Annotated in this window: 12 protein-coding genes and 2 pseudogenes; 8 read left to right on the forward strand and 6 right to left on the reverse strand. The window is 71.3% G+C overall.

The window, feature by feature from the left end; all coding sequences use genetic code 11:
- Positions 1-86 precede the first annotated feature (86 nt).
- Entirely contained in the window at positions 87-638 is a 552-nt protein-coding gene (locus tag LCH29_RS38215) for a hypothetical protein (RefSeq protein WP_446466278.1), read from the forward strand.
- 419 nt (positions 639-1057) lie between these two features.
- On the opposite strand, the gene LCH29_RS38220 is transcribed toward LCH29_RS38215, so the two are convergent.
- Genes LCH29_RS38220 through LCH29_RS38230 form a run of 3 tightly spaced genes read right to left on the reverse strand, consistent with a single transcriptional unit; the run spans position 1058 to position 3209 of the window.
- Positions 1058-1630: a cob(I)yrinic acid a,c-diamide adenosyltransferase gene (locus LCH29_RS38220; RefSeq protein WP_446466279.1), complete on the reverse strand. Its 573-nt coding sequence runs from the start codon at positions 1628-1630 to the stop codon at positions 1058-1060.
- Positions 1631-1653: 23 nt separating this feature from the next.
- Positions 1654-2409 carry an ABC transporter permease gene (locus LCH29_RS38225; protein WP_446466280.1) on the reverse strand — a complete coding sequence of 252 codons (756 nt, stop codon included), beginning with the start codon at positions 2407-2409 and terminating at the stop codon, positions 1654-1656.
- Positions 2410-2426: 17 nt separating this feature from the next.
- Positions 2427-3209 carry an ABC transporter ATP-binding protein gene (locus tag LCH29_RS38230; protein ID WP_446466281.1) on the reverse strand — a complete coding sequence of 261 codons (783 nt, stop codon included), beginning with the start codon at positions 3207-3209 and terminating at the stop codon, positions 2427-2429.
- An 81-nt stretch (positions 3210-3290) separates the two neighbouring features.
- Between LCH29_RS38230 and LCH29_RS38235 the strand changes: the two genes are divergently transcribed.
- The 4 genes from LCH29_RS38235 (at position 3291) to LCH29_RS38250 (ending at position 8080) form a co-directional block, all read left to right on the forward strand.
- The gene (locus LCH29_RS38235; RefSeq protein ID WP_446466282.1) at positions 3291-3932 is read left to right on the forward strand and encodes a TetR/AcrR family transcriptional regulator; all 642 of its coding nucleotides are present in this window, start codon (positions 3291-3293) and stop codon (positions 3930-3932) included.
- 82 nt (positions 3933-4014) lie between these two features.
- On the forward strand, positions 4015-4863 hold the full coding sequence (locus LCH29_RS38240; protein ID WP_446466283.1) for a 3-hydroxyacyl-CoA dehydrogenase family protein: 849 nt from the start codon (positions 4015-4017) through the stop codon (positions 4861-4863).
- 158 nt (positions 4864-5021) lie between these two features.
- On the forward strand, positions 5022-5345 hold the full coding sequence (locus LCH29_RS38245) for an STAS domain-containing protein (RefSeq protein WP_446466284.1): 324 nt from the start codon (positions 5022-5024) through the stop codon (positions 5343-5345).
- A 155-nt stretch (positions 5346-5500) separates the two neighbouring features.
- On the forward strand, positions 5501-8080 hold the full coding sequence (locus LCH29_RS38250) for an ATP-binding protein (RefSeq protein WP_446466285.1): 2580 nt from the start codon (positions 5501-5503) through the stop codon (positions 8078-8080).
- 216 nt (positions 8081-8296) lie between these two features.
- Here the strand turns inward: LCH29_RS38250 and nucS are convergent, their stop codons facing one another.
- On the reverse strand, positions 8297-8959 hold the full coding sequence (gene nucS / locus LCH29_RS38255) for an endonuclease NucS (RefSeq protein WP_039937600.1): 663 nt from the start codon (positions 8957-8959) through the stop codon (positions 8297-8299).
- 211 nt (positions 8960-9170) lie between these two features.
- Between nucS and LCH29_RS38260 the strand changes: the two genes are divergently transcribed.
- Positions 9171-9563: an SCO5389 family protein gene (locus tag LCH29_RS38260; RefSeq protein WP_446466286.1), complete on the forward strand. Its 393-nt coding sequence runs from the start codon at positions 9171-9173 to the stop codon at positions 9561-9563.
- A 37-nt stretch (positions 9564-9600) separates the two neighbouring features.
- On the opposite strand, the gene LCH29_RS38265 is transcribed toward LCH29_RS38260, so the two are convergent.
- Positions 9601-10632: an LLM class flavin-dependent oxidoreductase gene (locus LCH29_RS38265; protein WP_446466289.1), complete on the reverse strand. Its 1032-nt coding sequence runs from the start codon at positions 10630-10632 to the stop codon at positions 9601-9603.
- A 204-nt stretch (positions 10633-10836) separates the two neighbouring features.
- On the opposite strand from LCH29_RS38265, the gene LCH29_RS38270 reads away from it, so the two are divergent.
- The gene (locus LCH29_RS38270) at positions 10837-11154 is read left to right on the forward strand and encodes an ATP/GTP-binding protein (RefSeq protein ID WP_446466287.1); all 318 of its coding nucleotides are present in this window, start codon (positions 10837-10839) and stop codon (positions 11152-11154) included.
- Between the two features lie 49 nt (positions 11155-11203).
- Here LCH29_RS38270 and tnpA read toward each other — a convergent pair.
- Positions 11204-11530, reverse strand: a pseudogene (gene tnpA, locus LCH29_RS38275) (IS200/IS605 family transposase); the annotation flags it as partial.
- Between the two features lie 23 nt (positions 11531-11553).
- Between tnpA and LCH29_RS38280 the strand changes: the two are divergent.
- A pseudogene (locus tag LCH29_RS38280) lies at positions 11554-12366 on the forward strand (RNA-guided endonuclease InsQ/TnpB family protein); the annotation flags it as partial.
- Positions 12367-12533: the final 167 nt, after the last annotated feature.

Raw genomic sequence — 12533 nt, forward strand, 5'->3', positions numbered from 1 at the left:
ATGCAGCCGGGTTTCGTCGCCCGCGACGAGGCGGGCGCCCGGATCGCACGGAACGGTGAGGAAGGAGAAACCGAGAGGAGCGAACCGTGATCGTCGCGCTGATCATCGCCTGTGAGGTCGGCTTCTGGGTGCTGCTGGCCGTGGGGCTCGCGCTGCGGTACGTGGCGAAGATGCCGCGCGCGGGCGTGGCCGTGCTGCTGTGCGAACCGGTGCTGGAGCTGGTCCTGTTCGTGGCGACCGCGATCGACCTCAAGAACGGCGCCGAGCCGGACATGAGGCACGGGATCGCCGCGGCCTACATCGGCTTCTCGGTCGCCCTGGGCCATCAGACGATCAAGTGGGTCGACGCCCGGGTGGCCCACCGCTTCTTCGGCGGGCCACCGCCGGTGAAGCCGCCGAGGTACGGCATGGCGCGTGCGGTGCACGAATGGAAGACCGCCGCCCGCTGGATGCTGGCGGCGCTCATCGCGATGGCCCTGCTCCAGGGAGCCATCTGGTACGTCGGCGACGACGGCGACACCGGCTCGCTGCGCGAGTGGCAGGGGAAGATGCTGTTCGTCATCGGCATCAACGTCGTCATCGCGCTGAGCTACACGCTCTGGCCCAAGCGGGAACGCTCCGAGCCCGCCGCGCGGTAGCCCCCACCCCGCCCCTTCCCGAACCGGGGGACACTCCCGGACCCCGGGCTCAGGGCCCGTACCCGGACCCCGGTCGGGGTTTCGCCCCCGGCCCCTGGTTGGGGCTGAGCCCCCGGGCTCTGGTTGGGGCTCCGCCGCCGGGCTGCGGTTGGGGTTGTGCCCCTGGTCAACCTGGGGGTTGCGCCCCCGCCGCCCCCGGCCGCGCTCTTGGGCCGCTGCTGGCGCTGCGCCGCCCGTGTCCGTGTGCGGCGGCCCCCCGGGGCTCCGGAGGGCGGCTGGGGCCCGGGGGCGGCCCCGCCACGCGGCGGAGCCGCATATCGGATGCTGTGGGAAGGGACGGGGTGGGGAAGCCCCCGCGGCAGCGGCTTTCGACGGTGAGGGCAGCCAGGGGGCCCGGCCCCGTATGCGGAGGCCCCGCGTCAGCGGTTTTCGCCGGGCACCCACAGCACGTCGCCGACCTCCTTGTTGGCCGAGCGGGCCAGGATGAAGAGCAGGTCGGACAGGCGGTTGAGGTAGGTCGCGGTGAGCGGGTTCATGGAGTCGCCGTGCTCGGCGAAGGCCGCCCACGTGGCGCGCTCGGCGCGCCGTACGACCGTGCACGCCTGGTGCAGCAGGGCCGCGCCCGGGGTGCCGCCGGGGAGGATGAAGCTGCGCAGCTTCTCCAGGTCCTCCAGGAAGCGGTCGCAGTCCGCCTCCAGCTTGTCGATGTAGCCCTGCTCGACCCGCAGCGGCGGATGCTCGGGGTTCTCGACCACCGGCGTGGACAGGTCGGCGCCCACGTCGAACAGGTCGTTCTGGACCCGGACCAGGACGTCGGTGATCTCGGCCGGCAGCGCGCCCAGCGCGATGGCCACGCCGATCGCCGCGTTCGCCTCGTTCGCGTCGGCGTACGCGGCGATCCGCAGGTCGGTCTTGTCGGTGCGGCTCATGTCGCCGAGGGAGGTGGTGCCCTTGTCCCCGGTGCGCGTGTAGATGCGGGTGAGATTGACCATGGGTCCGAGCCTACGCGCAGCCCCTACGCACCGGCCTGCCGGAACAGGCGCGTGCCGAGCGTGACGGCGACGGCGGCGAGCCCGGTGGCGACCAGGCAGGCGAGGCCGATCTTGCCGTCCCCGTAGTCCCCGGCGAAGGCGGCCCGTACGCCGTCCACGAGGTAGCGGAACGGCACGAAGTGCGAGGTGATGTCGAGCCAGCGCGGGCCGAGCGACATCGGCAGCAGGATGCCGGAGAGCAGCATCGCGGGCATGGTGACGGAGTTGATGACGGGGGCGAACCCCTGCGGTGACTCCACGCGCATGGCCAGCGCGTACGAGAGCGAGGCCAGCGAGACGGTGAGCGCGGCGACGAAGGCGAAGCCGATCAGGATGCCCGGCACGGGCGCGCGCAGCCCCATGGCGACGGCGACGAGGACGACGACCACGGACTGGAGCAGGAGCTGGACGACGTCCTTGAGCACCCGGCCCATGAGCAGGGCGAGTCGGCTGACCGGGGTGACCCGCATGCGTTCGATGACGCCCATGCGCTTTTCGAAGATGATGCCGATCCCGGCGAACGAGGCGCTGAACATGCCGAGCTGGATGAGGATGCCGGGGACGATGGTCTGCCAGGAGTCGCCCTCGCCGCCCAGCGGTATGCCGGTGAGCAGCGGGCCGAAGAAGACCAGGAACAGCAGCGGCTGGACGAGGCCGAAGACCATGGCGGGTTTGGAGCGCAGGGTCTGGCGGAGGTGGCGGCGGAAGATCAGGGCCGTGTCGGCGATGACGTGGGGCATGGGGGCTCCTTCCGGGGTCAGACCGTGAGCGGGGCGGGGTCGCGCGGCGCGGTGCGGCGCCCGGTGATGGCGATGAAGGTGTCCTGGAGCGTGGCGTCCGGCGAGCCGCCGTACTCGGTCTTGAGCCGCTCCGCCGTGCCCTCGGCGGCGATCCGGCCCTGGTCGACGATCACGAGCCGGTCGGCGAGCGCGTCGGCCTCGTCGAGGTAGTGGGTGGTCAGGAAGACGGTCGTGCCGTGCTCGGCGCGCAGCCGGCGGATCAGCTCCCACAGATCGGCGCGCCCGGCCGGGTCCAGCCCCGTCGTCGGCTCGTCCAGGAACAGGATCTCGGGCCGGTGGACGAGGCCCAGCGCGATGTCCAGCCGTCGCCGCTGCCCGCCGGAGAGGGCGCCGCACGGGCGGTCCAGCAGCTCGGTCAGGTCCAGTTCGCGGGCCAGTTCGTCGGCGCGGGCGAGCGCGTCGTGCTTGGGGAGCCGGTAGAGGCGGCCCTGGGTGACCAGTTCCTCCCGTACGGAGACGGTGGGGTCGGTCCCGCCGGACTGGGCGACGTACCCGATGCGGCGGCGCACCCCGGCCGGGTCGGCGGCGAGGTCGTGGCCCGCGACGGTGGCGGTGCCGCCGGTGGGCGGGAGCAGCGTGGTGAGCATGCGGAGCGTGGTGGTCTTGCCCGCCCCGTTGGGGCCCAGGAAGCCCAGGATCTCCCCGGCCTCGACGGTGAGGTCGATGCCGCGGACGGCCTCGACGGGGCCGCGTTTGGTCCGGAAGGTGCGGGCGAGCCCGCTCGTGGTGATGACTGGCATGCCCACCAGAAAAGCAGGGTCACTTAATTTTTGCAATGACTCCAAAGATTAAGCGGATCCAGCGAAGCTAGGATGAGGGGCATGGCGGAAGGGCTCAGGGAGCGGAAGAAGCGGCAGACCAGGCAGCACATCTCGGATGTCGCGACCGGGCTGTTCATGGAGCGCGGCTTCGAGGCGGTCACGATCGCGGAGATCGCCGAGGCGGCCGAGGTCTCCGTCAACACGGTCTACAACTACTTCCCGACCAAGGAGGACCTCTTCGTCGACCGCGAGGAGGAGGTCGTCGACCGCCCCTCCCGGCTCGTACGGGAGCGCGCGGCCGGGCAGTCGGCGGCGCGGGCGATCGTCGAGCAGCTGCGCCGGGACATCCGGGAGCGGCACGCGTACGTCGGGCTGACCGAGGGCTATGACCGGTTCCGCCAGGTCATGACGGAGTCGCCCACCCTGATGGCCCGGCTGTTCACCATCCAGGGCAAGGCGGTCAACCGGCTCGGTGTCACGCTGCGCGAGGAGACGGCCGCGGCCCCGGAGGACCCGACCCCCGAGTTCGTCGCCCACCAGCTGGTCGGCCTTCAGAACGCCGTTCAGCGCTGCATCATGCGCGGTCTCGCGGAGGGCGGTGGCGTGGACGAGGTCGCCGAGGACGCCCTCCGGAAAGTCGACGTCATGGAGTCGCTCCTCAGCGATACGGTCCTCAACTATGCGGCGAAGAACACACCGTGACGCGCCTTACTAGGGGCTGCCCCAAGGGGTGAACGGGCGTTAAGGTCCACGCACACCGAATGTCGACGAAAGGGTGTGTGTCGTGGCCAAGAAGCTCGCGGTCATCGGAGCCGGACTCATGGGGTCCGGGATCGCGCAGGTCTCCGCCCAGGCGGGCTGGGACGTCGTGCTGCGCGATGTGACCGATGAGGCGTTGCGGCGCGGCACCGACGGCATCCGCGCCTCGTACGAGAAGTTCGTCTCCAAGGGCAAGCTGGACGCCGCGGAGGCCGAGCAGGCGCTGGCCCGCATCACCACCACGACCGACCTCGACGCCGCCGCCGACGCGGATGTCGTGGTCGAGGCCGTCTTCGAGCGGATCGACGTCAAGCGGGAGATTTTCCGTACCCTCGACGGACTGGTCAAGGACGACACCATCCTCGCGTCCAACACCTCCGCCATCCCGATCACCAAGATCGCCTCCGCCACGGAGCGCCCGGAGCGGGTCGTGGGCACCCACTTCTTCTCGCCCGTCCCGATGATGCAGCTGTGCGAACTCGTGCGCGGTTACAAGACGAGCGACGAAACGCTGGCCAGGGCACGGGAGTTCGCGGAGGGCGTGGGCAAGACCTGTATTGTCGTCAATCGTGATGTCGCGGGCTTCGTCACCACGCGTCTGATCTCGGCACTCGTGGTCGAGGCCGCCAAGCTCTACGAGTCCGGGGTCGCCACGGCCGAGGACATCGACATCGCCTGCAAGCTGGGCTTCGGCCACGCGATGGGACCCCTCGCGACGGCCGACCTCACCGGCGTGGACATCCTGCTGCACGCCACCGACAACATTTACACCGAGTCCCAGGACGAGAAGTTCGCGCCACCGGAGATCATGCGCCGGATGGTCGACGCGGGTGACATCGGCCGCAAGAGCGGTGGGGGCTTTTACCGCTACTGAGGGCCCTGGTGCGGCGCCAGGCCCGTAACTCACCCTCCCGGGTGAATTCGGTATCGGTTCGCTTACAGACGGCAACTTCCTCGGGTGAGGGGCAGTCAGTTCTGTAGAGAGAAATGGCGCATTGACGACACGACGACGCACCACCCAGGGGAGCGCATATGCACATCAGGGGCGACCACGCCGAGCTGGTCGTCGGGGGCCGACTGGACGTCCGAAGCGCGGCGGACGCCCGTACGGCCCTGCATTCCGCCGTTGACTCCGGCGGAGGGGATCTCGTACTCGACCTGACCGAGCTGGACTCCTGGGATGCCACCGGGCTCGGCGTGATCATGGGGGCGCACCGGAGGGCGGGCCGGGTGGGTCGGCGGCTCGTCCTGCGCGGGGTGCCGCCCCAGATGCAGCGGCTGCTGGTGGCCACCCGACTGCACCGCATCCTGGCGATCGAGGGCGGGCTCGAGGCGGAGACGCTGCCGCGCGTCTGACTCCCCGGGTGGTCCGGGCCGTTCCGGGGGTCCGAATCCCCGGGGTGGCGCGGGCCGTTCCGGGGCCGGTGGATACTGTGACGAGGTCTTGTCCGGCACTCGCCGGACATCATCCGGCACTCACGGCGCGCCACGCATCTGGGGGGCACAGGGCCATGGAGCAGCACCACCGCGCAGCGCACGAGCACGGCCACGACGATCCGAGCCCGCGTTCCGCGGACGCCGCCGCCGCGCCGCAGCCGCCGCGGGACGCGGACGTGACGGACGCCCCTGCCGTGCCCGCGGCCCGTTCCGGCTCGCCCGCCGGGCCCGCGCTGCCCGTCCGGGGCGCCCTGCCCGTGCGGGGCGGTTCGGGAGCGGCCGAGGGCACCGCGGAGCCCGCGCCCGTCCGTACCGTACGCATCGTCGCCGGCGACCACTTGCTGACCGTCAACCCGGTCGACGGCAGCGAGATAGAGCCCTGCCCGCCCGGTGAGCGGCGCGCCCGGCCCGAGCGGCACACCCCCGACCAGCGCGCCGAGCTGCGCCGGGCCGCGGCCCCGCCCCGGCCGTCCGGCACGGTGGTGCCCGACCTGCCGATGCTGGAGCGGGACGAGGAGCGCGAGCGGCTGGCGCGGCTGCTGGCCCGCGGCCGTTCCGTACGGGTCACCGGGCCCTCCGGCGCCGGGCGCAGCGTGCTGCTGGAGGCCGTCGCCGCGGACTGCGAACGCCTGGCGCCCGACGGCGTCGTACGGCTCTCCGGCTACCACCGCAGCCCCACCGATCTGCTGTACGACCTCTACGCCGCCGTCTACCGCGCCCCGCTGTACCGGCCCGAGCGGGCCGAACTGATGGAGGCGGTGCAGGAGATCGGCGCGGTCGTCGTCCTGGACGACATCGAGTTCGGCGGCACCGCGCTCGACGAGTTCCTCGACGCGACGCCCGAATGCGCCTTCCTGATCTCCGCCACGCCGGACGTCGCGGCCCCGTCCGCCGATGCGCACCTCGAAGAGGTCTTCCTCTCCGGGCTGAGCCGCACCGCCGGTCTGGAGCTGCTGGAACGGGCCCTGCGGCGCCCGCTGGAGGAGGACGAGGCGAGCTGGGCGGCGGACCTGTGGTTCGAGTCGGAGGGGCTGCCGCTGCGGTTCGTCCAGGCGGGCGCGCTGCTGCGGCAGCGCGATGCCGCTGAGGGTGGGACGGGGGCCGACGAGGAGCCGCGGGACGCGATGCCGCTGCCGTCGCTCACCTCGGCCGCGGCCCCGGCCACGCTGCTCACCGCGGCGCTCGGCGAGGCGGCCCGCGACGCCCTGCGGTTCGCGGTCGCGCTCGGCGGCGAATGCCCGCACCAGGCGCATCTGCCCGCCCTCACCGAGGACCACCCGCACGCAGACGCCGCCCTCGGCGAACTGCTCGCCCACGGCCTCGTCACCACCGTGGGGCCGCACTACCGGCTGGCGGCCGGGGTCGCGGCCCAGCTCGCGGCGGACGGGTACGCGGGCGACGCGGCCGAGTCCGCCGGGCGGGTGCGCACCGTGGCCCAGCACTACACCTGGTGGGCCGGTCACCCCTCGGTGGCGCCCGAGCGCGTCGCCGTCGAGGCGGACGCGATCCTCGCCGCGATGGCCGCCCTGGTCGCCGACCGGGAAGCCGGTCACGCCGACGCCGCCGTGGATCTGGCCCGGGCCGCCGCCCCCGCCTTTGCCGCGGCGCTGGACTGGGGCGCCTGGGAACGCGCCGTCCGGCACGGCCAGGAGGCGGCGCGGCTGGCCGGACAGGTCGCCGACGAGGCGTACTTCCACCACGAGCTGGGCGTCCTCGCCCTGTGCACCGGCAACCTCGACCGGGCCCGCGCCGAGCTGGAGGCGTCCATCGGGCTGCGCGGCGCCCTCGCCGACAAGCGCGGCACGGTGGCGGGCCGCCGGGCGCTGGCGCTGGTGAGCGACCGTAAGGGCGCGGCGATGGCCAACGCGTTCGGGCCGGGCGTCGTACGGCCGCATACGGAGGAGCCGGAACCGGAGCCGGAGCCGACCCCGGTTCCGGGGGAGAACGCGACCACGACCATCACCCCGGTGGTGGCCGAGACGACGAAGATACCCCCGGCGCCCCCGGTGACCCCGGTGGCCGCCACGGCGGCGCTGCCGACGCCGCCGCCCCCCGCCAGGCGCGGTCCGAAGGTCCTGCGAGGGCTCGCGCTGACCGGGGCCCGGCGCAATCTGGCCGCCGCGGGGGCGGGGGCGCTGCTGGTGGCCGTCCTCGGCACCGTGGTGACCCTCGGCGCCCTCGGCGACGATGACGGCAAGAACGCGCCCGACCGCGTCAAGCCGCGGGAGTCGGCCTCGCAGCAGGACGACGACAAGGACCTGACGGCCGACGAGCCGTCGGACACCCCCGGCCAGGGAACGCCCCGGCCGGGGCTGAGCAACGTGCCGTTGTCGTCGCCGTCGTCGGGGCCGACGAGCAGCGGGACGAGCAGCGGGTCCCCGAGCGGGTCGGCGGGGCCGACCGATCCGTCGACGAGCGGTGGCCCGTCGCAGCCGCAGAGCCCGACGGCGCCGTCGTCGCCGCCGACGACGGACGAGCCCACGCACGAGCCGACGAACACGCCGACGCCCCGGCCCACGTCCCCCACGACGCCCCCGACGCACCCCCCGACGACGGCGCCCACGTCCCCCACGAACACCGCGTCGAACACCGCCGGGGGCCCGCTCCCGAGCAACGGTGCGTCCACCCCGCCATCGACGGCCGCGACGGCATAGGCAATCCCCACCCCGCCCTTCCCGATACCGGGGCTCCGCCCCGGACCCGGTCCTCAAACTCCCCCAGCTACCGCTGGGAGGTGCCACCTGGACGGGCTGGATTCCAGCCCGTCCGGCGGAGGACAGCGCGGGCAGCGCCCGGAGGGCGCGGGGGCGGGCACCGGAAACCGGCCGGGGGGCGCGGGGCCCGGGTGGCCGGAAGGGGTGGGTCCGGGCTCAGAAGAGGCGGAGCTTGTCGTCCTCGATGCCGCGCAGCGCGTCGTAGTCCAGGACGGCGCACCCGATGCCGCGGTCGGTGGCGAGCACCCGCGCCTGCGGCTTGATCTCCTGGGCCGCGAACACGCCCTTCACCGGCGCCAGGTGCGGATCCCGGTTGAGCAGTTCGAGATAGCGCGTGAGCTGCTCGACGCCGTCGATCTCGCCGCGCCGCTTGATCTCGACGGCCACCGTCGTGCCGTCCGCGTCCCGGCAGAGAATGTCCACGGGGCCAATGGCAGTGGGGTATTCACGCCGAATAAGCGTCCAGCCATCGCCCAGTGTCTCGATACGGTCGGCGAGCAGCTCCTGAAGATGGGCCTCGACGCCGTCCTTGATCAACCCGGGGTCGACACCGAGTTCATGCGAGGAATCATGGAGAACGTCCTCCATGGTGATGATGAGCTTCTCGCCCGCTTTGTTCACGACCGTCCACACATTGTCATCGCCTTCCTTCAGCGTGCACGGCGGAGACATCCAGTTGAGGGGTTTGTAGGCCCTGTCGTCCGCGTGAATGGACACACTGCCGTCGGCCTTGACGAGGATCAGGCGGGGTGCCGAGGGAAGGTGGGCGGTGAGGCGGCCGGCGTAGTCCACGGAGCACCGGGCGATGACGAGACGCATGGTCGGCAACGCTACTCGACCACGGAGGCTCCACGCGATTCGTCCGGCGATGGACCCGTTCAGCAATGGCTGGTTGTGTGCCCATTCTGGTGGTGCGGGCACAAGGGCCGGAATACCTTTGAAGCGGGCGGTCGCCGGACGGGTACGCTGCGTCGCCGTCCGCCCATCCCACCCCTGAGACCCCGCATCCGGGGTCGCGAGAGGAGAACCCATGTCGCTCGACGTCTCACCGGCCCTTCTCGAACAGGCCGAGCGAGGCGAGGTCGACGAAGCCGCATTCGTCGACTGCGTCCGGAACTCCCTACCGTACGCATGGGAGATGATCAGCTCTCTGGTGGCCCAGCTGAAGGTCGACGGCGGGGAGTTCGCCGACAACCAGACGCCGCCGCCGGACGAGCAGGCCCGCGGACAGCTGCTCCGCGCGCTGGCGAGTGACGCGATACGTGGCGCGCTCCAGCGTCACTTCGGGGTGCGGCTGGCCTTCCAGAACTGCCATCGGGTGGCGGTCTTCCCGCTCGACGCGTCGGCCGACGAACGCCTGGCCCGCTTCACCTCGATCCGGGGCCAGCTGCTGAACCAGTCGCCCGAGCTGCGCGACTGCTGACGCGATGTCCGCTGCCGCTCCACCAGGGGGAGGTGTGTCAGAGCAGGAGCGGCAGCACTTCACCACCGAGACGCCGTACGTTCTGCTCCGTGGCGGCCAGATCGCCCGACCCCTCCACCATCAGCGCGAAGCGCGTGATGCCGGTGCGCTCGGCGGTGGCCGCCAGCCGGTCGGCGCACAGCCGGGGCGGGCCCACCGGGTGCAGGGCGCACAGCAGCTCCGCGTAGCCGACCGGGTCGCGCATGCGGCGCTCCCGGCCGTCGACCGTGACGTGGGCGCCCAGGCCCTGGCGTAACCAGCCGGGCATCGCCTTGGTCAGGGTCTCCGTCGCCGCGGGGCGCGCGTCCTCGATCTGCACCACCCCGGCCGAGACGTGCTCCGCGGCCACCGCCGCGACCTCGTCGGGGGAATGCCCCGCGGCCAGCGCGGACTTCTTCCACAGCCCGACCGCCTCGGCCTTCTCCTCGTCCCCGCAGTGCATGCCGAGCAGCATGGGCAGCCCGCGCTCGGCGGCCAGCCGCACGCTGCCGGGCGAGGTGCACGCCATGACCACGGGCGGGGTGCCGGTCGTGCCCGGGTCGTCCGGGCGCGGTACGACGGGGACCTCGCGGAAGGCGAACCGCTCGCCGTCCGCCCCCACCCGGGGCTCCCGCAGCCAGCGCAGCAGCAGGTCGAGCGCCTCGGGGAAGCCGTGCTCGTACGCCCCCAGCCCGGTGCCGAAGACCTCCAGGTCCACCCAGGGCCCGCCGCGGCCGACACCGAGGGTGAACCGGCCGCCGGAGCTGAGATGGAGCAGTGCCGCTTGCTCGCCCAGCGCGACGGGGTGTGCCGTTGGAAGTACGCTCACCGCAGTACCGACGCCTATGCGCCGGGTACGTCCCAGCAGCAGGGCGGCGAGGGTGACGGCGGACGGGCAGACGCCGTACGGCACGAAGTGGTGCTCGGCGAGCCAGACCGCGTCCAGTCCGGCGTCCTCGGCGAGTTCGGCCGAGCGGACCGCCCGGTGCAGCGCCTCCTCCTGTCCTTGGCCGGGAAATTGAGCGGCCAGAATGAAAGCCCCCACACGCATCGCCATCTGCCTCCTTGTCGCGGCTCCATCGCCGACGCGGGCATCCCCTACTGGCATTAACGTCTGACACGTGCCAAGGGCACGGCCTGGCAAGTATTTTTCATGATGATCTGAGGGTGGCTGTGGAAGACGACTTACCAGGTGCGTGACCGTTACGCGTACGCTGGTCACAGTCAGTAGCTCCCAGCCCTGTCGAGGTGCCCCGTGTCTCCACGCCGAAACCGCTCCCGAGGTGGCGAGAAGCCCGTCGACCGCGTCGGCACGGACCGTTACGGGCTGGAGCGCACCGAGTCCTGGCAGGGGGAGGAGTGGGTGGTGCGGCTGGTGGGCGGCGGGGGCTCCGGCAAGCACTACCGCTGCCCCGGCTGCGACCAGGAGATCCCTCCCGGGGTGCCCCATGTGGTGGCCTGGCAGCAGCACATGGGCGTGGACGACCGCCGCCACTGGCACAAGGCCTGCTGGAACGCGCGGGACCGCCGGAGCGCCAAGCTCCAGCGGTCCCGTAACGCTCCGCGGTACTGATCGCGAGTGGTGCTTCTCCGCAGGAGGCGGAGAAGTGGGACGGCGATCACAGGTGTCCGTGCGTGGTGGCGTGGTTCATGGCTTCGGAGTACTCGCGTCGCAGGTAGCGGGCAGAGGCGCCCTTGAGGCTGTTGACCAGTTTGGAGACGGCGATCTTCGGCGGGTAGTGCACCAGCAGGTGTACATGATCGCGTTCGCCGTTGAACTCCTTCAGGTCCGCCTCGAAGTCCTGGCACACGTTCCACATGATCTCTTCGCAGCGTGTCAGCATCTCATCGTGGACATCTCCATGCCGATACTTGGTCACAGAGACCAACTGAACGTGCATCGCCGAAACCACATGCCCGTCACAGCGACATTCGTCCACGCCATCCATGAGACCGCAATATGGTCGCGCTCGTGCAGCTCCGCTACAACTACCGGGTATACCCGGACACCCCGCAGCGCCGCGCGCTGGCGCGCGCTTTTGGGTGTGCGCGGGTGGTGTGGAACGACTGCCTGCGCGACCGGGAGGAAGCACACGCGGCGGGGCGGCCGTATGTGACGTCGGCCGAACTGTCCCGGCGCCGCATCACCCAGGCCAAGCGCACCCCCTGGCGCGCTTGGCTGGCCGAGGTGTCGGCGGTCGTGCTCCAGCAGTCTCTGCGCGACCTGGATACCGCCTACAAGAACTTCTTCGACTCCCTCAAGGGTCAGCGCAAAGGCCGCAAGGTCGCCCCGCCCCGGTACAAGTCGAAGAAGGACGCCCGGCAGTCCATCCGCCTGAACACCAACGCCTTCTCCCTTCGGGAGGATGGCACGGTGTACGTGGCCAAGGTCGGCGACATCAAGGTCACCTGGTCCAGGCCGCTGCCGGCCGCGCCCACTTCCCTGACCGTCACCAAGGACTGTGCGGGCCGGTACTTCATGAGCTTCGTGGTGGACACCGCACCGGATATCCTCCCCGAGCTGGATCCCGAGGTCGGCATCGATTTGGGACTGTCCACCTTCGCCGTCCTGTCCGACGGCACCCGCATCCACTCCCCGAAGTTCCTGCGCCGCGCGGAGAAAAAGCTGAAGCGGTTGCAGAAGGACCTCAGCCGGAAGGCCCGGGGATCGAAGAACCGAGCCAAGGCCCGTGCCCGGGTCGCGCGGCAGCACGCCCGGGTGGCCGACCGCCGCCGGGACTGGCACCACAAGGCATCCACACAGATTATCCGTGACAACCAAGCGGGTGCGACACGAAGCCGCACCAATCAAGCGGCTGTATTTCGAATAGGAGCAATATAGGAGATACAGCTCGGTCTCGGCGTCGGTCGAAGTCTGACCCTTTGACGGCGTGTCAATACTGACCCATTTGCGGATCTTCGTCTGATTCTTGGCCTTGGTGATCAAGGTCA

It is taken from the genome of Streptomyces sp. BRA346 (genome assembly GCF_052851135.1).

Excerpts from the sequence above, each read along its gene's own strand:
- LCH29_RS38220 (WP_446466279.1), bottom strand. The coding sequence starts at position 1,630 with ATGGTCAATCTCACCCGCATCTACACGCGCACCGGGGACAAGGGCACC.
- LCH29_RS38225 (WP_446466280.1), bottom strand. The coding sequence starts at position 2,409 with ATGCCCCACGTCATCGCCGACACGGCCCTGATCTTCCGCCGCCACCTC.
- LCH29_RS38230 (WP_446466281.1), bottom strand. The coding sequence starts at position 3,209 with ATGCCAGTCATCACCACGAGCGGGCTCGCCCGCACCTTCCGGACCAAA.
- LCH29_RS38235 (WP_446466282.1), top strand. The coding sequence starts at position 3,291 with ATGGCGGAAGGGCTCAGGGAGCGGAAGAAGCGGCAGACCAGGCAGCAC.
- LCH29_RS38245 (WP_446466284.1), top strand. The coding sequence starts at position 5,022 with ATGCACATCAGGGGCGACCACGCCGAGCTGGTCGTCGGGGGCCGACTG.
- LCH29_RS38250 (WP_446466285.1), top strand. The coding sequence starts at position 5,501 with ATGGAGCAGCACCACCGCGCAGCGCACGAGCACGGCCACGACGATCCG.
- nucS (WP_039937600.1), bottom strand. The coding sequence starts at position 8,959 with ATGCGTCTCGTCATCGCCCGGTGCTCCGTGGACTACGCCGGCCGCCTC.
- LCH29_RS38260 (WP_446466286.1), top strand. The coding sequence starts at position 9,171 with ATGTCGCTCGACGTCTCACCGGCCCTTCTCGAACAGGCCGAGCGAGGC.
- LCH29_RS38265 (WP_446466289.1), bottom strand. The coding sequence starts at position 10,632 with ATGCGTGTGGGGGCTTTCATTCTGGCCGCTCAATTTCCCGGCCAAGGA.